Genomic DNA, 21,454 nt, shown 5'->3' with positions numbered 1-21,454 from the left:
CCGCGCGAATAGCGGTGCTGTGCGGCACCCCCACGGTGAAATCGCAAGCTCAGGGGGCAGACGATGAGGGGGCGTCCCCTCACCGGAGTGCTATTGGAGTGTTCGAGCCTCTGCTGAGCGCTTTTTCGGCGTTATTCACCGCCTGGGAACGAGGCGCTGGAAGGCCAGCGAGGAACGGTGGCGGGATACCGCGGCCCCAATTTGCAGAAGATAGTTGACGCAACTCCGAGGCGACTTTGTGGCCGAGAGAAGGCCAGTTGTTCGTGCAGCAGTGCCCCTGATGCGAGATAACATGCACTACCTGAAGGATTTCTGTAGATTTTCCTCGAAATGTCTATCCACGGGTCACCTTTCGACCGGCAATGGAGCGACAGAAGCCCGAGATGGAGGCAAGAGCCAGATGCTGAGCCGACTGTTGTCCCTGTGCGCGATTATTCTCGCGACATTGTCCCTCCTCCCACCAGACACTGCGTGGGGGGCCGACCCGCCAATATCGCCCGGTCCAATGGTCATCAGCGTCAAATCAGCTCAAGATCAGACGCCCATCGGTGGAGCGGCGGTTACGCTTGGAGGGAGGGTTTGCAGCACAGCGCCGGACGGGACGGTAACCTTCGACGGCGTTCCGGGCGGCAAGCAGGTACTGCGCATCGAGCATATCGGCTGGAACAAGCTCACCCGCGTGCTCACTCTTCCCCCAGGCCAGCGCGAGCCCCTGGAGATCCTGCTGACCCCGGTGGCACCGGTGCGATTCACCGGCACGGTTGTTATCGAGGACGGAAGGCCCATCGCCGGTGCCCGGCTGAAGATGGTGCCCGTCAAGGTCCCGTCGGCAGTACAGGGCAGCTACGAGTGGGTGACCGGCTGGGACGGCACGTTCACGGTGCTCCAGGTACCCCCGGGGACGTATTCTGTCGAGGTTTCCGCTCCGGGCTGCGCAACAGGAACTTTCGAGACCGAAGTGAAACCGGAGATGGAAGCGCTAACCTACACCCTCACCCGCGAGAGTGACGAGGCCGTCATCGTGGTGGTAGTGAAGGACGCGCTCTCCGGCACTCCGGTGCCCGGGGCCACGGTGACAGTCGCCGAGGCCTGGCCTCACGGTGTCATCACCCGCGGCACAACCGGTGGCGATGGCAGCGCCAGCCTCGTGGGCCTGAAGGTCGGGCGACTCAACTGGGATACCGAAGACCCCTTCGATACGATGATCGGGACGTGGTGGTGTGACCCGGGCTATTTCCTGTCCTTTGAGCGCGACGGCGATGGCGCCGTGGGCAGGTTCCTCCCCTGGCAGGGCGAGATGAAAGGCGCGCTGTCTCGCGAAGGCAAGACCTTCAGCGGCCGGTGGTCGGAACTGTACATGCGCGGAGACCCGAACGTCGGCGGGAAGATCAACCTCGATCTCGCTGATGACCCTTGGGTCTTTGGCGGCAAGCACGGGTACAACGACGAGGAGCCGGCACACGGGTGGGGCGGTCGGCGTATCCGGACCTCGACGGTCGCAGTATGCCGACCACAGGTGACTGTGTACGTCGAGGGCGGCGGCTATGAGCCCACCGCGGTGCCGGCCACTATCGGATCAGGCGTCGTGGAAGTGCGTGTGAACCCGAGCGGGCTCATCGAGGAACAGGAGCCGAACAACGAGATCGCCTCGGCCCAGCAGATCGTCACGGGCGCTCCGGTGAAGCTCAGGATACAGCCCGCCGGGGACAAGGACCACTTCCGCTTCCGCCTGCCAATACCGGCGAGAGTGCGCCTGGAATCACACGTGGGCACCGAGTGGTCGCGTATCAGGCTTCTGAAGCCTGATGGGACCGCGATCGCCGACCAGGGGCTTACCGGTGGTGACGCCGCCAGGTCCCTGGAGTGCGGCGAGCTACCTGCGGGCGATTATATCATCTGCTTTGAGCAGTTCAGCAACGACTCCGAAGTGCTGACCGACACCTTCTTCCGGGTCGTCTGCACCTGGATTCCAGACCCGTTCGAGCCCAACGACACGATCATGCAGGCCCGGACCATCCGGGCCGGGGAGGAAGTGCGCGGCCACATCGCGCCGGGGGGAGATCGGGACTACTTCCGGTTCGAGGTCAGGAGACCGTCGGTGGTGCGCTTCTCGACGCCGCGCTTCACCACACTGTGGCGACGCATACAGGTTCTGGACGACCGGGACAAAGTTATCGATGACTGGGGGCACACTTCCGGCGGCCTGGGGGATATTCAGCTCTCGCCCGGCGTCTACTACGTCCGGATGATGGACTTCAGCGACCGCTCGTCGTCCCCCGAGCCGTACACCATGCGCATGGAGATGATCGAGGACGACCTGCTCGACGACACCGCGCAGCCTGAGGGGCGGGTCGCATCGGTCAGGACACTGGCGCTCGGTGAGTCGGTGGCCAACACTGTCTTTCCGAAGGGCGATGCCGACTACTACACGCTGACGATCCCCTGCGCGGGCCGGGTTCACGCCCGTCTCATCAAGGCGCCCGAAATCTGGATGCGGACGAAGGTACTGGATGGCAATGGAAATGTGCTCGCCGAAAACGGCCAGACCGGCGAAGGGCCCGAGGAGGCCGTGTTTGAGGTAGACGGCCCGAAGACTGTGTATGTCCGGGTCGGTGATTTCAGCGAGAACGGCTCAAGCCCCAACCCCTACACCCTGAGCGCCTGGATGGAGCCGTGTGACGAACTCGAGGCGATGGGCCGAAATGACACGCCCGCCACCGCATCGCCTCTTGAGATTGGCGAATGGGTGCGGGCCAATATTATGCCCAGGGGCGATGACGACTGGTACCAGATCCAGCTGGACTTCCCCGGGGTGCTGAAGGTGGAGCATCTGCCGCACCCGCTATGGACGCGGCTGCTGCTCTTCAATGAGAAGGCGGAACAGATCGCGGATCTCGGCGTAACCGGTGGGGGCGCCAACTGGGAGATCCCGCTGGCATCGGGCCAGTACTTCCTGGTGGTTCGCGAGTTCAGCGACAACGGCAGCCATCCAGGGCCGTACTCGGTCAGGGCCATCCTGAAGCGCGCTGAGCCGCAAGAGAAAGAGCCCCTGGCATCGGACCCGCTCCGCACTCTCGCGCCCGGCGAGGCGCAGGCGTTTTACCTGGACCAGCGGGGCGACAAGGATCACTTTGTGTTCAATGTCGCCAGAGAGGGCAAGTTCCGGATCACCATCAACAGGCCGGGGCCGCTGTGGGTGCGCGCATTCCTGTTCGACGACCGCACCGGTGAGCAGCTTGCGGAGTGGGGTATCACCGGGGATTTCCAGGCGGAACTCGAAGCAAAGGGCGCCACACGCTACCGCCTGAGGATTCAGGACTTCAGCGACAATGGCGCATCTCCCGAACCCGGATTCGTCAAGTTCGACCTGGAGGACAGACCCATTGGCGCGGACCGCGTGACCGCGCAGGCTGATCCCTTCGACCCGACGCTGGTCAGCTTCACCCGCGCGGAACTGGGGAATGCCGAGCGCGCCGCTGCGGTGCAAGTGGACGCCAACTCGGATGGCACTCCGGATGTGGACATCCCGTTGGATGCCCCCGCGACGTTCCGCTATCCGGCAGAGGGCCTGTACAGAGCGACAGTTCTCATGGAGTCGCAGCAGGGCGCGAAGACCCGGATGCCCATCTGGGTTGAGGCCATCGGGCCGAAGCGCCGCAAAGGCGTTTATGTGCGGGTGGACAACCCGGGCGAGGGCCAGGTAGTGGACGCGGATCTGCCGGCCCAGGCGAGGGCAATGAGCTGGTCGGGTGCGAAAATTGCTCGGGTGTCCTTCAGCGTCGATGGCCGCGCAATCGAGACCGACTACGCGCCGCCTTTCGAGGCGCACATCCCCTGGCGCGACCTGATTGGCGAAAAGCACACCCTCGCCGTAACCGCCGCGGATGAGAGCGGCCTGCAGACAACGGTGAAGCGCGAGTTCAGTGTGTCGGAGTACTTCGACCTTACTCCCACCGATTCCGCTGTGGTTACCGGAAATGCAGTCCGCGTGAGCTGGATCGGCCGGGACTTCGGGCCAACGCGGGTCCGCTACCGAGTCAAGGGTGACGAGGCCTGGCAGGAAGCGGTGGGGGACAATGGCCGGGAGCATGCAGTCCTCCTGACGGGCCTCGAGGCCGGGCAGGCCTACGAGTTCCAGCCCCTCGGGCGTGGAGAACCTGGGCCGGTGCGAACCGTGACCCGGGTGAAAGGCCTCGCCTTCGGCCGCACACGTTACGGCGCGACGATCAACCGGGACTACGACCAGCGCGTGCCGATCTCTGTGCGCAACCACGCCGAGCAGCCGATGATGGTCAAGCTCGTCTGCGGCAGGCCCGCCGATCCTGACCTGCTCCTGGGCTTTGTGGGCGAGGGTTCCGAGGGCAAGCCCTTCAGCCTGGAGCCCGGTGAAGAGCGGGAATTCATGCTGGTCTTCAGCGCCCAGGACGTCTGCACCCCCAATCACACGGTGCCGGTGCGAATTACCTCGGATAACGGCTACTCGGACGAGGCGGAAGTGGCGGTCGAAGTGCGCCTGCCCGAAGTCAAGCTGGTCTGGGAGGAGCTTGGGCCGGATGAGTCCGGAACAGGCATGAAGCTCAGACTCACGAATGCGGGCGATAGCCTGACCGATCTGTCTCTTGCCAGCGACAATGAAGGACTGACCGTTGATCCGGCGGTTGACCACGGCGTCTTCCCCGCCGGGCAATCTATGGAAGTGCTCGTGCGCCCCGTGCTGTTCGAGGGTTACACCGGTGTCAAGGGCAACGTCATTGCCTCTGCGCTGCGGAAGCCCACATCTCACCCCGTGGAACTGGCCCTGAAGGAAGGAGAGCAGGTGTACGCGGTGGATCTCGCGCCCACGGACAGCGGGAATGCGGGAGCCTACGACGATTCGGACCTCATGGGCGCCCGGGCACTGGCCGGGGCACTGCTGAACCCCTCTGTGGTGGACTGGTCCGCGAAGCAGTCGCCAAAGGACACCGACGGAGACGGCAAGCCGGATCGCTGGAACGTAGTGGATGAGATTGAAGGTATCACCTGGGTAGGCGACGACACCGACGGGAATGGCGAGGTGGACTTCGTCCACGCGGACATCGGCAATGACGGGCAGTTCGACTACTCGGGCATCAAGACCAAGACTGGCTGGGACCGCACCAACATGCTGGAGACCTGGCTGGAGATGGACTTCAAGCTGCCGGGCTCTCGCGACGGCTATGAGAAACACAATGTTGACGTGGTCATGAACGGCACCGTGGTTGGGAAGCTGCAGGACATCCTGCCCGAGGGCAACTACACCTTCAAGGTTCCGCCCACGGTGATTCAGTTCGGCGCCGACGGGTCCCCCAGCGCGAACGTGGTAGAGATCCAGTCCACCCATCTGCGCGGTGGACACTATGTGGTGACGAGCAACTTCCAGCTGAACGCGCGACTCACCAACACCCGTGCTCTTACAATCGCGACCTCCCGCGAGGAGGCGCTGCAGAAGGTTCGCGAGGAGAGCAGCATCATCGCAGACAAGCCGGACTTTGCGCTGTCGTCTTCCGAGATGCGTGCGGAGGGAGACGTGAAAGGTGGGGCAGAGGTCCCGGTCAGTGTCGTTCTGCGCAATCTCGGCGCGGTGCCCGGATACTGCGTTGGCGTGTCCTTGCAGGTCGCAGATCCGGGGCAGACCCCGGTGGAAGTTGACTTCAAGTGCTTTGAGTACATCCCGGCCAGCGGATCGACGCCCGTCCGGCTGATCTGGAATGCTACTCCCGGCGAGCACCGGCTGCGCATGGTTGTAGACCCTCAAGGCGAGGGTCAAGATGCGAACCCCATCAACAACGAGGCGTACATCACGCTCAACGTCCCCGGTGATGCGGGGCAGCCAACACTCAAGGTATTGGAGCCCGCCGACGGCGCAACAGTCCAGGACCCTGTGGTACCGCTCAAAGTCGAAGCCACCGACGACGTGCGAATCGCGCGGGTGAGTGTGTCCGTCGACGGTGGACTCTGGTCGCCGCTGGGGTTCCAGGGCGGTAACTACGTAGCAAAGTCGCTTCTGCAACCCGGGCCGCATCGACTCACCTTCCGCGCCGTGGACGGCAGCGGCAATGCCGCTACCCAGACCTGTTCGGTGACCGTCAACGCAACGGCTCCGCAGGTGCGGATCGACGAACCGGCTGCGGGCGCGCGCATTGACGCCCGGACCGCGAAGGTGAGCGTGACATGCGCACCAGACTGCGTCTTGGTGGGGGTGCGCTCCAACGGCGGCCCGTGGGTGACTGCGAAGCCCGTCCAAGGCAAGGCCCAACTGGCTGTGGGACTGTCTTTCGGCAAGAACACGCTGGAGGTCTTCGCCGCTAATGCAAAGGGCCTGCGCGGCAGCGCAACGGTGGACGTTGACTGCACGAAGCAGCGTGACGAGCCGCAGCAGGGCCCTCAGGCACCGGAAGGTCAAGGCGGCGCGGATGGGCAAGGGCAGGACCAGGGGCAGGCGCCGCAGGAAGGACAGGGAGGCGTTCAGCGACCTGAGCAGCCCGCAGACGCGGGCGGCGGCGATAAGCCTGCCGGGGGAGAAGACCGGGGCGATGAGGACGAAGAAGGCGAGCCTGCCAGGACCACTGTTGATGTGGAGGGCGTCGGTCCTGTAGACGTCTCCGGGGACGGCAATCAGGTCATCCCGCCTGAAGGTGCGCCGCTGGGGGACGGCGGCGCTGGTGGCGGCGCGGCTGATGATGAGACTGAGGAGGAGCTCGTTGACGAGCCGCTGCCCGAGATCAGTCCTGAAGATGACGCGATCCTTGAGGAACTCGAGAACTCTCCGCTGGATGAGACCGAGACTGAAAGCGAGGTCTACGACGGCACCGGCGGAGACGAGATCCTGCCCGACGACATCACCGTCCCGCCGCTTGAGCAGGGAGTCCCACCGTACGGGATCGCCAGTGCGCCGGGGTTCCAGTGGGACTGTAGTGCGCCTCCACTTCAGGCGCCGCCGGGATCAGACCCCGGATTGCTCCCACCGCGTCCGACAGCGCGTCCCCGCGGTGGGTGCGTCTGCGTCCAGCAGCGCCAGTCGGACTGGTATTGCACGAACCGCCCGAAAATCGGTGTGAAGTTCCGCTTGCCGGACAAACTCAAACGTTACGGCGAGCACCTGAAGCCCGGCTCCAAGGAGTTCTTTGAGGAGATGGGCAAGCTTCTTGCACGCCTCAAGATGCAGGGCGTGGACACCACCAACATCGAGAAAATGTGGAAGATCATGCGCGAGAAAGCCGGGAGGGTGCAGTCACCCGAGGAACTCCCCGGCTGGTTGCAGTCCTTCGGCTTGAGCAGCGGGCCGACTGGTGACCCGGCCAAAGACAAGCAGTGGCAGGAGAGCATGAAAAATGCTGCCGATGCCTGGATGCTCAAGCTCCTGGCATCGGGGGACCCGGAGATGATCGCCGCCGGCGTCAAGGCCCGCATGGAGGCCCTCGGACAGTTCGACCAGGCTGCTCAGGAGGCCGCGGAGGGTGCAATTCTGCAGATACAGGCCAACCAGAAGCTCACGGAGCAGGCAATCAGCATGCTGCCCGCGGCCGGTCTGGTGTTCGACAGCGTTGCCTACTTCGGCTACAACGGCGAGAGCTTGTCCGGAGAGCAGATTACCGCCGGCCGGATGGCCTTCAACGCGCTGCTCACTATCGGGCCGTACGGGATTGCGAAAGCCCTTCAGACCGCGAGAGGCCGGGAGATATTGGCTGCCATCGGGAACAAAGCGGCCCTGTGGGGAGCAGCGGGAGAAGCAAAGCTCGCGCAATTGCTGGGCATGGAACAGGCCACTCTGCACAAGGGTCTGAAATGGATCTGGGAGGGTCTCACGAAGGAGCGACACCTGTGGGGAGGGCGGGCATCCAACGCCTCGAAGGCAACCGGAATTACCCTTGCCCGACAGCGAGAGGCCGCCCAGACTGCCGCGCGGCTCATGCGCAAGGTTGACGAGAAGATGGCGCAACGCCTTATCGATCGGCTCGCGAAGACCACGGATCGTAAGGAGTTCCGCAGGCTGGTGGCTCAGCTTCAGCAGAACAAGACGGCCCAGGCGCTGATCAACAACCCGAAGATTCCGGACTCCCTGCGGCTGCAGGTCAACCGGACCATCAAAGCCCAAAATCGCCTGGTGGACATGAAAACCATCAAGGAACTGCGGAACTCACCTGGAGTGCAGAAGGCCGCAAAACATTACGCGAACAAGCTCAACTGCCCCGAGGACCAGATCTTCGTGCGGGCCAGAGAGATCACGGGCAATAAGGCCTCCAAGGTCGGGCGCGACCGGGACGTGTGGTACGAGGTCTGCCGCAAGCGCCCCGACGGCACGATCCAGAAGCTGCAAGATGTGCACCATGACATCGTCAAACCAATTTACGACAAGAACCTGCGCTCCGTGACCGGCAGGTACATGGGTGGAACCGAACTGGGTGTGGACGACCTGGACCACGCCATCACCGGGCGCTGGAACCCCGAGACTTACAATACGGGCAAGGTTGACCCACAGAGGCTCGTGAACAAGGAGACCGGGGAGATTCTGGCCGCGGCGGCGGCCGGGGATGAAGAGGCCATGGCCATCGCCCGAGAACTGGCGGGACATGCCGACGACCTGGGCGACACGGCGGCGATCAAAGTTCTTGAGCGTGTGGAGAAGGCGAAGAAGCTGCGCGAGGCCGGGAGGATCATGGAGGCCGAGCGCGAGCTGGCCGAGGGCATGCGGCAGGCGACCAAGGAGTTCGACCGCCAAGTACAGCCATACATCGACGCAATCGCGAAGTCCAAGGGATTAACGCCAGAGCAGGCCAGGGCGCTTGTACCGCCCCGGCTGCAGGCAGCCATCGATCAGATGCGCCTGGCCGAGCAGAGCCTGGATGCTGGCGGCCTGGCGGCCAGCGAGGTGGAGATGGTGATCAGCGGGCTCAGCTGCAGCAAGGGGCTTTCGAGGGCGCCTGTGAACACTGAGACCGTGGCAGGCGATCTGGCGTCATTCATCAAGATGCTGTACAAGTATGGCCTGAAGACCCAGTAAGGCAGGTCACAGCGCGTACCCTATGCGCCCAGGAGCCAGTCCAGGTCGAAGCGGGCCAGGCGTACAGAGCGGTCATCACCTTCGTCAGTGACGCGCCCGCATTCGTAGAAGCAGAGCACGGTCCCGTCCGGGAGCACCTGCAGGTCGGAGTACCCGGACGGGCCCTCTTCCAGTACCCGCGAGACCGGCCAGGTCGCGCCGTCGTCGTAGCTCAGCTTGACGCTCACCCGCTTGCGGTCATACGCCCAAGTGGCGAACTCCTTCTCCAGATTGTCCGGATTCGCGAACAGGATGATGCCTGGTCTTTCCTCCGTGGGCCAGCTGTAGCGCACCATGGAGGCCATGCAGATGGGCTCCAGGAGCGCCTCATCCCACCGGAAGCTGCTCCAGTTCGTCACCCCGTCCGGGCTGATCGCAGTCAGCCGGCGCGGGTAACCCCCGTCATTGCGCATGTTGAACAGCACCGAACCATCCGCGCGTTCCACCATCACCGTCTCGCTGGGGTCCTTCGCTTCGTGACCGGCAACCGCGTCTCCATTACGGCAGACGATCTCGCCGCGCTGCCAGGTTGCCCCGTGGTCGTCGCTGTAGATGAGGGTCACTGCCGAGGGTCTGTGTCCCCGGTGGCCTGGTCCGAACTCGGCGCCCGTTCCCTCGGATAACCAGACGGGCACGATCAGTCGCCCGTTGCGCAGTTGGGTGCCGTGGCCGGGCCCTGTGGCGCAGACAGTCCACGGGTAGTCGGAGCGGAACTCGTCGAAGACGCTGGTGATCTCTTCCGGGGTGCTGAAACTCGCGCCGTCGTCTTCGCTGTGGCAGAGGAAAACCCGCGCGTAGTCGTGGCAGAAGAGCGCGTGAACCGCGCCTGTGTCGCGGTCGGCCACCATGGAGCAGTTGTTCATGGGGCCCGGGCCGTAGTCGGCGTTGGATGCGAGAACCGTGGGCGCGTCCCAGGTGATGCCGCCGTTGGTGCTGCGGCGCATACACAGGTCGCTGTCATCGTAATCGCCGCCGTGCCCGCGCCGGGCTTCCACGGTGGCCACAAGCGCGCCGCCCGGTGAGACCACGAGTGTCGGGATGCGGCAGTTGTGGTACCCGTATTCACCCGCGCGGAACAGGTCCTGCTTCTCCAGCATGGCATCTCCCTCCGGTCATGTCCGCCCATTGCGGGGGAACCACAGGTCGTCGGGATCGGTCAGCCGCTAGGCCACGGCATCCCCAGTGGCTACTTCGGGCCGTTCGGCAGCTCTTCGTCTTTCTCGGCCGCGAGTTTTTTCGCGCAGTCAGGGCACATACCGTGGGTGACGCCGACCCTCAACTGCTCGCCCAGGTAATCCTCCAGGGATTGCCAGTCTCCCCCCGGAGCGCGCATTTTGTGACACCAGGCACATATGGGCACGAGACCCGAGCGTTCAACGAATTCCGGCACATCATGCAGCGTGAGAGTGGCGAGGCGCCGGCCCTCCCACATGAACCCCGAGGCTGTGACGAGGCAGTGCGTGTATGCGTCGGTTGTCCATGAGGCGCGGTTGATGTATGCCAAGCCACGGGAAACTCCGCCCGTGGCGCAGGCTTCCCTGACAGCCCTGCGGATCGCGCAGTCGCGGCAGTGCGCGTCTCGCCCACAGCCGCCTTCGGTCTCGAGGGAGTGGGTGCAGTGGAACACCTCGCCACAGCGGCGGTTGATGAGGACCTTGCGGTCATGGCAGAGCATCTCTATGCCCGTCGGGTTCGCGTAGAGGATCCGCAGGTCGTCGTCGATGATGAATACGGGCACGGGGATTGCCTCGACCATGAGTTTGAGCAGGTCGAGTTCGATATCACAGGAAGGTTGGTCCACGGTAGGGTCCCTCCGGAGGGTGGGATTGTGCGCATGCCGCCGGACCCAAGCGGGGCCCCCCGGGGCCGGTTGGACTGAGACTTCACTCAACACGGATAACGTAGGTATGGGTTCCCGCTCCCGGAGCCCCGGGATCGGAGGACCACCGATTCAGGTTGAGCACGAACTCCCCTGTTCTCTCGTCTTCGATGAGGTTGTAGTTGGAGAGCTGCAAGTCTGGCGGGTCCTCGGGGTTGCGGTCGTCGATGATGGTCACCGTCTCCCGTCGAAGACAGAGGGTTTCTTCGTCGACTTCTCCAATGACCAGCGGGTACCGGGGCCAGTTGCCTCTGGGCAGCGTACGGCTGATGTTGCCCACCCAGTAACACTTGCCGGTCTTCGAACTGCGGATGAGACTGGAGCACGCGGCCGGCGACAGGAACGTCTCGCCTCCCTGGAAAGTGAAAGGCTCACACTTCGACCAGGTCTTCCCGTAGTCGGTGGAAAGCGTCTTCCACTTGTACGCCGGGATCTTGCCCGTGGGATTAGGCTCATTGGAGCCGCGGATCACCATGAAGAGATGCCCCGGCTTGCCTGCGAGTTCGATGATCGCACATTCCCCCGCGCCGCGTGAAGACTGTTCCGGCTCCAGGATCACCGGCTCGCTCACATCCCAGATGAGGTCGTCGCCGGTCTCATTCCAGGTGCCGATCAAGCAACAGACCCGCGAGAATGTGTAGGCATTCAGAGGGTTGTAGTAATTGCCCTCATCGTCGAGTGGCGCATAGTAGCACGGGAAAATGATCTGGCCGTTGGTCATCCTGAGCATGATGCCGGGGATGGTTGCGTAACAGAAGCTGTTCTTACCTACATAGACGTACTCGATGGGGTGCATGGGGGAATACTGTTCGCCCTGCTGAATGATCGGGCGAAGATCGGTATAAGTGTTCCCGCCGTCAGTGGAGACCCGATACCACATCTTGTAGTCCACGAACCCGGTTGCGGTGTCGCCCACGCCCCGGGTGAGCATGGCATTGCCGACGCTGCGGTTCTCGTCATACTTGAGCGCCCATGCGTTCTGGTAGACATTCTGCTTGCTGGGGCCATCTTCGCCGGGATAGCGGTACTCGGGCACCATGATCGGGTTGGGCGTGGCCTTCATGACGGCCCGGTACTTGCGCATGTGCTCGGGGATGGCCTGCTCCCAGCGGTCGTTGCCTTTCTCCTTCGAGATCACGGTGATGCCGGGATACGGCGGCTGCCTGAATATGTCCGGGTATTCCACGAGGTTCAGCCCTTCCGCGACGGGCTCGGTATCCGCTGCCGGGTTCCAGGCGTCGACTCCCGGAACGAAGGCGCCCTCATCGGTGAACGCCAGGTAATCCCAGCGACAGTCCAGGGTGTGTTTCTCGGTTTTCGTGAGCGGGCCAAGAAAGAACTCTTCGCCCGCGCCGTAGGCACGGTCCTTCAGCGCAATCGGGCCGCCGACCAGCTTCCCGTCGGCGTAGATGCGCACCGTCTTCTGCTCACACGTTACGCGGACCGGGTGGAAGTGGCCTGACAGGTCGGCGGGGAAAGGCCCCTCCTGCGAAACCGAGTTGTATAACCACAGTTCGCGCTTCTCGGGGTCGTAGCAAAGGCCCACAATGCGCATCCGGCCCAGCTCTGGAGTGTTCCAGCGTAGATACGCCACGTAGATGTACTCCTTGGGGGCCGTGCCCGAGACGTGCTGGAAGCCAACCTCGACGCTCCACGTGGTGTCATCGCTCACGTCAATGCCGGCGCTGGGAAAGCTCAGGGCCGTATAGGTGCCGGTGCAGTCTTCGGCGCGGTACTGAATGTACCCGTCTTTGGCCTGCCAGACCGACCCCGCGCCTCGGTAGGCATTGAACTGGTCCCAGACGAAGGGCTTGCGGTCCATATCGCCTGGGCCAGTGGAGAATGTGTCGGTGAAGCGGGCTGCCTGGCATACGGCGCAGGCGAGCACAATGGCGAATATGCAGGGAAGGGCTTTCGGCATGGTGTGGTCCCCTCGTTGGGCAGTGTCCCGATAGTCCACTCAAGACATTTCCCATCCGGTGCCGCCCTGTCCTTCTGCTCCCGCGTGCGAGGTCCACGTGTACTTGTTGGCGAAACCGGAACGCAGTCGCTATCCCTTCCGAGAGAGAGTGATCCGCTTGCCCAGCGCTTCCTTCCAGGGCGAGCCACCTCTCTCGGCCCATGCCCGGGCTCTCTCGCGGTCGTCCTGACCCAGCATCACTAGTAGCTTCCGGGCGCACTTCCCCGCGTCAGTCTCAGGCGCCGTCGCCGGTACATCACGAAGAACATCAAGCGCTGCGGTAGCGACGGAAATTGACCAGCCCAGGCGCAGGCCCTCGGCAAGCTCAGTTTCCCCTGGCGCACCGGCCGCCTGCTTCAGCGAGTCCGCGAAGGACGCGCCGGCCTCGCGCGGGCGCTCCCGGGCGAGCAGATCCCACCCCGGATGGGCCTGCCAGGCCGGAGCACAGCATGCTGACGTTGCTGCCGCGATGATCAGGCCGAGACTCCAGCGTACTGGCAATCAGGTCACCTAGAGGCAGGGCTCCGATGGCCGCCCGTCAGTCTGCCCGTTCCAGTCGTATGCTCTCGATGAGCACCTTCGAACCCACCGCGCCGCCACCCGGATCGATGCGCAGGGCGGTGATTCTGTTGTTCGCCCAACGCTCGTGACTGCCGAGGGGGATGCGGACATCGCGCATGGCCCCGTCGGAGTTCAGCGGATAATGCACCTCGCGTTCCGGCGCGAAACCGGGCTTCGTCTCCGTGGACCAGAACAGGCTGCCCACGTTGCCCCCGGACAGCACGGACATGCGGACCACCAGCACGTCGCCCTTCTTCCCCTCGACCATGAGCGATCCGCGTGACATGTACGGATCGGTGCCGGTGGTTACAGTAGCGATGCAACCCTTTTCAATGCGCAGGGGCTCGAGGTCATGGTCCGCGGTCCATCCCTGGAGGCCCTTGGCAAATTCGAAGTCCAGCGATGTCCGAACCGGCGGAGCCCACTGTACGTCCCGGCGCTTCACACCATCCACGCGGACGCGGAAGCTGCCTGAGTTGACAAGTCGCAACTGCACCATGCCCGTCTCCTCGTGCCAGGACCAGGCGGCGGCCTCATGCGCGTAGAGGTCCTCTACGCCGGGGACATCCTCGCCGTCGACCATAACGCTCAGGGGCCTCTCGATGGGGAGAATCGAGACCGCGCCCCACTGACCGGGAGCGAAGTCGACGTTGAACTCCAGCACGTCACCCGCCCAGCGGGTCTCGGTCAGCCGGGCCATGCCGCGCACGCACAGGTGCTGGTCGCCCTGCCGGACGGCCACGCTCTCAGGCGCGATCTTCTGCCCGAGTTTGCGAAGACTCAGGCGCAGGATTGTGCTGGGCTGGAAGCAGGGCGGCGTCTGGCCGTGTGCACCCTTGCGCCCTTTGATGAAGTTGAGCGCATCGGGCCACTGGGCGAACCGTGGCGGCTCGGTGGCCTGCTGATACATGCCACTCACCAGCAGGTTGTCCGCGACCCGCGCCCAGGGGAAGGAGTGGTCCACTTCGGCCAAGTCATACAGCGACTGGGCGTAAGCGAGACCGTTCCACTGCACAGCCACTGCGAACCAGCTCAGACCGTAGCCGGTGGCGCCGAAAACGGGGATGCTCGCGCCCTGCATCGCGGGCTGGTCACCGGGCTGCCAGACATATACAAAGGGCAGGCCGGTACGAGCCCAGTAGACGGCATCAGCCAGCCAGGTCTTGTCGCCAGTGAGACGGTAGCCCGCAAGATACGCGTCCACCGCGCGCGCGGATGCAAGGATGTCCGGTGTATGCACCGGCACCTCCCAGACCTGCGCGGCCCGGGGCACCCGGAATGCGCGCATGGCCTCGAGGGCTTTGAGCCCGGCCTGCGTCGCTTCCGGGTCGCCGGTCGTCAGAGCGAAATCCAGCAGAGTCTCGGCATTGGATGCGCTCAGGCCCACTTCGGACGCGCCGACCGGGCCGAGAACCTTGTAATTGACGCCCTTTTCAGGCCAGTCGCCCGCTTTCTCACCACCGAAACGCCAGGTGCCGTCCTCATGCTGGCTGGCGATGAGGCTGCGCACCTGCCGGGCCACGCTCAGCACATTTGCGGGGTGCGAAGGGTGTTCCAGGCGCAGGTCGAGTGCGCGCTCATCGCCGCCGAGCACCTCCGCCGCCAACGATCGGGCAGTCTTCGTCACAGGAGATTCACCCAGGACGCGTGCACCCCAGAGCAGTTCGGTCGCCGGGCTGTCGGTGGGACGGAAGCCCACGATCAGGTCGCTGTACCACTTGCCCCACTCCGGGTTCCACAGGGCGTACTCCTTGAAGTATCCCTGCATGCTGAAGGCGACCTCGTCCATGAGGCTACCCCGGGGGTAAGGGAGCGGCTCGGGGTAGCCGTTGAGTTCATACCAGCGATCCAGGGCGGCGAGGCAGTCGCTGGCCCCGGTCGATGCGTACAGGCTGGCCCGGAGCTTGATGGGGTGGGTCGCCCTGACTCGCAGCGGTTCGGTTGCGCGGCGCTCATTCTCCGGCACACCTTTGTCCACCCCGGGCAGGAACAGGCCCATGAGGTGGTTCTTGTGTCCCTCGAAGCGGTTGGGCGTCGCGAACACGAGGCTGGCCGCGCCGGCCTGAGCGTACGAAGGCTGGTTCAGCGGCGCATCCCACAGCAGGCCCACCGCCATGTCGCCAAACCGCATCCCCACCGCGGGAACGCACACCTTATACGGGTGGGGCACGTAGCGGATGCGGTCCGGGTGTTCGGGCAGGATGTCCAGGGCGTTTGAGGACTCCTCACCCTTCACCAGCCACTCCAGACCCGGCAGAATGGCATCCTCACGCTCAGGTCCGCCGCCTTCGCCACAGTACAACATGGGGCCCTCGAGGGCAGCGATCGACGTGTTCTCCAGCGGCCGGGCCACCGTCTCGAAGTCGATGGTGTCGCCGCCCGGAAGTGCCGAAAGCGTCCAGGACACCCGCCAGCGCGCACCGTTGATGGTGGCCTCCGTTGACAGAAGCAGCCTTGCCCGATTGGGCCACCACTGGGCTTCCGCGCGCTTTGCTGCGAGGGGCCTTTCATCGTCCCCTGAGGCAATCAGCCCCAGCCTGGGCAGTATCGCGGCAGTCTCCCAGAGGGCTCCGCGTTTCACCTGGAACGCGCCCAGGGCGTAGCCGGGGTCTTCGCGGCTGATGAGTAGGCGCACCCGGTTGGTGCCGATGTACGCCAGTTCATCCGTGGCGCCCGAGTAGACCGGGCCCGGAGTGTCGACCGTCAGATCACCGGGCAATCTCTCGGCGATGACCAGGGGCAGAACGGCACCCCCACTGACGCCCTCGAGGGACGCCGAGAGAGTGGTCAGCAGCGTTGGCTTTTCGGCCACGACCGTCCAGGATTGCGCCGGCGACTCAACGCCGGGGCGCAAGAGAGCCTCGTCCGCCGAAGCGGTCGCCCGGATGCCCTCGGACAGGTCCAGCGACGCAGGCGGTGCCGGGACCGTGACATGGCCGTCATTGCGCGCGATGAGTTGCACTTGAACCGGCTCGCCCGCGCGCAAGATCATTCGGCTGCAACTCAGCCGCGCCACTGCGAGCTTCGCCGCGAGCACGAAGTCATCATCCACCTGCTGGTTGCCGGATTTCGCTGCGATGGTAAGCTTCTGGCCCGGGATATCGCGCTTCCCGGTGATGGTCCACTTCAGGCTCTCGGATTCACCCGGGGCAATGGCAGGGACGGGGATGGTGAGCTTCTCGGCGGAGAGACCCTCTGGGAGGCTCAATGTTACGCTGCCGGGCTCGGTGGTGCGGTCGCCCACGTTGGAGAGCTCCAGCTTCAACATGCCTTCCTCGCCCTCGCGCCCGGGCGTTTCCTCGAAAGTCAGGCCGCCGGACTGGAACACCGGGCCCGCTTCGGACACCCACTCGATCCCGTCCAGCCACAGTTCCCCGCTCTCGCCGCGAAGCCGGGAGCTCACGTGAACCCACTTGACGTCGGGCTCATCGGTGTAGTCGTAGGCCATGATCCCCTGATGCCACTGTCCATCGCCCACATGCTTTGAGGGCGCCTTCCAGGTGGTGCGGCCCGCCTGGCCGACTTCCAGAGGCTTGTCGCTCATGGGGATGATCTGCACGCTGAGTGCATCCGGTGGGTCGGCGGAGACGGCCTTGTACCAGAAACGAATCGCCCCCTTGCGCAGCGAGAGCATATCGCCCTGTTTCCCGGAACTCGGCTCCCAGCCCCGGTTGAGCCCAGTTTCGCCGGTTGTCCCCGGTTCGCGCACGAGTCGAAGGGCGTGCTTGCCATCAGGGGCATCGGTGGGCATCACCCGCACATTGCCCATGAATTCCCAACCTTCAGCACGTGCGCCCCCGGCGCTGAAGACCTCGAAACTGCCATTGGACACCGGATTCCCCTGGCCCCAGGACAGGCCTGAAACCAGTGCGAGAAGCATCGGGCACAGCAGCAACGTGCGCATTCTCATCAGCCCTTTCAGTCGCCCGCAGTTCACAACGCCTCCGTGAACCGTTCGCAGATTTCGGCTGGATATGCCTCCTGGAACAGGATTAGCGGTATGTCGGCGCCCTGGGAAACGAACTCGATGGTGCTTGTGACGCCATTGAAGTCCAACTGCCAGGTGACGCCGGTGTGTGACCCCACGTCCAGGAGGTCGGTGGTATATGGCTTCCGTTCTGATCCGGAGGTCACTTCCGAACTCAGGTCCTCTTCCGGCGAGGACAGCCGGGCAGTGACAGCCCCCTCGCCTGCGGGAGTGACTGTAAGCCCGAGACGAGATACGCCCGCCGGCACGTACGCGAAGTAGCGCGCGCCCAACATCGGCGCCAGTCTTCCAGCGAGTGGGAAAGCGACGGGCATGGCGGGATCGGTCCGGATTGGGCAGCCCACTTTCCCGAAACTTCCCGGCGCGGCCACGGTGAAACGGTAGATGCCGGTCTCACCGTCAGCGGGCACCGTGGCGACCAGTTCCTTCGCACCCGCCGGGTATGTCTCCACGCTGCGGAACACTTCAGCTCCCGAAGGACCGGTGCCGATGATGGTGAACTGGCGTTCCGGGTAAGTGTGCGAAGTGCTGAAGGTGACCGTGAAGGGCCGGTCGGTGTCTTCGAGCAGCCAGCATTCCACGGTCTCGATCTTCGTGGGCACTCCGTCGATCACGGGGCGGGTGCGCGCGAACAAGAGCGGGAAGTCTTCGCGCGCGGCCAAGAGAGCCTTCGGCTTGACCGGCTTGCCATGCATCGCCAACGCTTTCATCAGCGCGGGAAGGCGCTGGATATGGAACCCCGCCAGTGACGTCTGACCATTCTGCATGAGCCCCTGCAGCAGCGGGTCCGGGCCGCGGTATATGGAGCCGACGGCACGCTGAGCCTCCCAGACGCCCTGCGCGAGGCTGTCCAGGTCCTGCCCGGCGATATACGCATAGGCCAGTATGTTGATGTACTCGCCGCAACTGCGGTCGGAACTGCTGTCGCCGTAGCCCTCTCCGTAGGCTTTCGCCCACGCGAGGATCGCCTGTCGAGCTTCCTCGCTGCGGGTGAGTTCCCAGTAGCGTTCCAGCCACGGCGCGTAGTTCTCCCACTGCGGAAAGGAACCGACGACACCCTTCTCCGGGTCCCGGTTCTGGGTGCTCATGAGGTACTTCGCGAGGCTCTCGATGATGGGACGGTAACCTTCGTCGCGGGTGTCTTTGTACAACTCAATCAGGGCCGAGAGCGTCCCTGCCCCCTCGCGATGTCCGAAGGGTTTGACGAAGCGCTTTTTCACCGCTTCACCCCAGTCGGTGGCCACTTCCAAGCCCCAGCGATCGCCGGTCATGTGGGTGTACCAGAGGGCGAAATCAGTCATGGAGTTGTAATCGGTGAGACGATTGCCCGAATGCCAGTGGACAATGCCCTTGTAGTCGTTGAGCGCGCCCTTGATCTTGCCCTTCGGGTAGGGGAGAGCCTCCGTTTCAGGGGTGCTCCAGTGACAGAAGTCCTCGTCCAGCACGTGCCGGGCGTTGCGGACTGCGAACTGAAGGTACTTCGGGTCGCCCGAGCGGAAGTAGAGCAACCAGGGCGTGCGCGGCGCGCCATGGTGGGTATTGCGCCAGACCCGGTAGACATCGGCCCAGCGATTGCGGGCCATGTCCCAGTTGGTGTGGGCATCGCCGAAGTTCCACATGCCGTAATCGCGGGTATGCTCCTGCATGCGCTGCTCGGCGTCGAAGTTGCCCTCGATCAGCTGCTCGTACTCTGGGAACTGCTCCGGGCTATACGGCTGCATGGCGCCGAACACACCCGAGTCGCACATCCAGCGCGGATCGGCCATTGCCGCCGGCGCGTCCTGAAAACCGCGGGTGGTGGATGCATCGGCGCTCCCGCCCGGTTCACCGAACCACAGCATGAGTTCGTGGGTCTTCGCCAGGCCCATCGCATTCGCGTATTTTGCCGAGCGCAGGTAACGATACTCATACTCGCTGTGCTCTCCCACATGCTCGGTGTAGCTGGCGGGGACGGCGAAGTCCAGCACGTCGCCTTCGTGGCAGAACCACAGGTACTGAAGCATGGAGTCCTCAACCTTGCGGTCGGGGTTGGGGACGCCGTGAGCGGGCCACATGTGGAAAGTGATACCCTCGGGGTTCGCGCTGAGTTCCTTTGGGAACAGCTGGCGAAAATCGCGCACCGCGAGAGTGCAGGATCCGTCGGGACCACTGACAGACAGTGTTCCCAGGGGCTGCCCGGTTGCATTGGCAGCAGGCCGCGCAGTGAACCGGTCAAAGTCGTGCTGCACCAGGTATGGGGTCGAATCAGCGGATACGGGCGCCGCGATTTTCTCGCCTGTATCCAGGGAGAACGCGCACTGGCTGGTCTGAATGGGGATTCGCAGGCCAATATCGCGGAAGCGCAGGGCGTCGGAGTTCTCCGTCATGAGCCACGTATAGAACACCCGCACCCAGGGCTTCCCGGCGAAGGCGTGAATACGCACGATGTACCGGCACTTGCGCTCACCCGAGGGTGCGCAGTACCATCCCCGGGCGGTGACCACGGTGCGCAGCGGGCCATAGCTTTCGACACCCACTTCCGGGGCCTCATCCAAGCTCGCCCGGTATTCGCGGCCCTGGTCGTCAACGAAGTACGGTCCCGCGAGGTCAGTGGGGGAGATCAGTGGCCGGCCGTCGAGCGAAAGCGTCTCGAACAGGTTGAACCGATCACCGCTGACGAGGAACTCCAGCGAACCGGTGGCGATGTGGACGGACCGATTCTCCCCGGCCACGCGCAGTGGCTCCGGGATTGGTCTGCGCGTGACGCCCTCGCCCCATTCGAGAACGCAAACGCGGCCTTCCGGCGGAAGATCGGCCTGGAAATCCAGCAGCAGCCACCGCACAGAGCCATCGGGATGTGCGCCGGTGAGGGCTACCTGCAGCGGAATCTCCTCACCGGTCTCACTTAGCAGCCGCACGTTCTCAGGCGACATCAGACTTCCCGGCGGAAAGGGCACGCCTGTAGTGATCGGCCAGGCTGCCAGCGCCACGCCGGCGGGGTTCTCCACGCGTAACTGGGTCTGCCCGGCGATGCAGTTGCAGGTGACCAGCACCAATGCGGCCACTGTGGTCAGGCGTGGTATCATCCGCGATCGCTCCCTTCGCTCCTGGTCAGGGGAGACTGCACAGATCCAGCCACAATCGCTATTTCGCCACACATGCCCTGCAACCTGCGCCGTCGTGCCGGCGCCTACACCAAACCAGAAGGGCCACGGACATGGATCATCGAGAAGTCGGACGATACTGGGAGGGCAATGCGGAGGCTTGGACCACCCTGGCGCGGCAGGGCTACGATGTGTCGCGGGACTGGGTGAACACCCCGGCGTTCCTGAAGATGCTGCCGGAAGTGAGCGGGATGGCGGGCCTGGACATCGGTTGCGGCGAAGGCAGCAATACGCGGCAGATTGCGAGGCGCGGCGCTCATATGACCGCGCTGGATATATCGCCAACCTTCCTGCGTTACGCCGAACAGACGGAGCGCGAAGAGCCGTTGGGCATCCGCTACCTGCAGGGCAGCGCGGTCGATCTGCCCTTCGCGGACGCGAGGTTTGACTTCGCGACTTCGTTCATGTGCTTCATGGATGTAGGCGAGACCGAGCGGGTGCTTGCCGAAGCGTACCGTGTCCTCAGGCCCGGCGGTTTTCTCCAGTTTTCCATCACCCACCCGTGCTTTGATACTCCGCACCGCCGCAATTTGCGGGACGAAGACGGGCGAACGTACGCCATCGAGGTGGGCGAATACTTCCGCGATCCGGGCGGGGAAGTGCTGGAGTGGTCCTTCAGCGCAGCGCCACCAGAAGCGAGAGCGGGTTTGCCGCCTTTCCGGACGCCTCTCTTCCACCGGACCATCAGCGACTGGCTGAACCTCCTGCTGGATACGGGCTTCACCATTGAGCGCCTGTGCGAGCCGGTTCCGACGGACGAGGCCGTCCGGGAGAGGCCCAGCCTGCAGGACCACCTGGTTGTGGCGTATTTCCTGATCGTGCGGGCACGCAAGAGGTAACGCGCCGGTGGCGCTCACCGCACAGG

General features: G+C 64.2%; 8 protein-coding genes. 2 read left to right on the top strand and 6 right to left on the bottom strand.

Translation table 11 applies throughout. The features are described 5' to 3' along the window. Positions 1-400: 400 nt before the first annotated feature. Positions 401-9,019: a carboxypeptidase regulatory-like domain-containing protein gene (locus HPY44_14110; GenBank protein NSW57143.1), complete on the top strand. Its 8,619-nt coding sequence runs from the start codon at positions 401-403 to the stop codon at positions 9,017-9,019. A gap of 20 nt (positions 9,020-9,039) precedes the next feature. Here HPY44_14110 and HPY44_14105 read toward each other — a convergent pair whose 3' ends face one another. The 6 genes from HPY44_14105 to HPY44_14080 all read right to left on the bottom strand — a co-directional run bounded on the left by HPY44_14105 (position 9,040) and on the right by HPY44_14080 (position 20,511). Next, positions 9,040-10,155, bottom strand: coding sequence for an exo-alpha-sialidase (locus HPY44_14105; GenBank protein ID NSW57142.1), 1,116 nt, complete (start codon positions 10,153-10,155; stop codon positions 9,040-9,042). 89 nt (positions 10,156-10,244) lie between these two features. Continuing rightward, the gene (locus HPY44_14100; protein NSW57141.1) at positions 10,245-10,859 is read right to left on the bottom strand and encodes a PAS domain-containing protein; all 615 of its coding nucleotides are present in this window, start codon (positions 10,857-10,859) and stop codon (positions 10,245-10,247) included. An 82-nt stretch (positions 10,860-10,941) separates the two neighbouring features. After that, positions 10,942-12,858 carry an exo-alpha-sialidase gene (locus HPY44_14095; GenBank protein NSW57140.1) on the bottom strand — a complete coding sequence of 639 codons (1,917 nt, stop codon included), beginning with the start codon at positions 12,856-12,858 and terminating at the stop codon, positions 10,942-10,944. Between the two features lie 129 nt (positions 12,859-12,987). Continuing rightward, a complete protein-coding gene (locus HPY44_14090; GenBank protein ID NSW57139.1) occupies positions 12,988-13,398 on the bottom strand; it encodes a hypothetical protein in 411 nt (136 codons plus the stop codon). 37 nt (positions 13,399-13,435) lie between these two features. Continuing rightward, positions 13,436-17,368 carry a hypothetical protein gene (locus HPY44_14085; protein NSW57138.1) on the bottom strand — a complete coding sequence of 1,311 codons (3,933 nt, stop codon included), beginning with the start codon at positions 17,366-17,368 and terminating at the stop codon, positions 13,436-13,438. Between the two features lie 23 nt (positions 17,369-17,391). Then, positions 17,392-20,511, bottom strand: a complete 3,120-nt coding sequence (locus tag HPY44_14080) for a hypothetical protein (GenBank protein ID NSW57137.1) — start codon at positions 20,509-20,511, stop codon at positions 17,392-17,394. A 131-nt stretch (positions 20,512-20,642) separates the two neighbouring features. On the opposite strand from HPY44_14080, the gene HPY44_14075 reads away from it, so the two are divergent. Continuing rightward, a complete protein-coding gene (locus tag HPY44_14075) occupies positions 20,643-21,428 on the top strand; it encodes a class I SAM-dependent methyltransferase (protein NSW57136.1) in 786 nt (261 codons plus the stop codon). Positions 21,429-21,454 lie beyond the last annotated feature (26 nt).

This window comes from Armatimonadota bacterium, from assembly GCA_013314775.1.
Taxonomy (GTDB): domain Bacteria; phylum Armatimonadota; class Zipacnadia; order Zipacnadales; family JABUFB01; genus JABUFB01.
The sequence above is the reverse complement of the archived record's forward strand: the minus strand, read 5'-3'. Positions and strand labels throughout refer to the sequence as shown.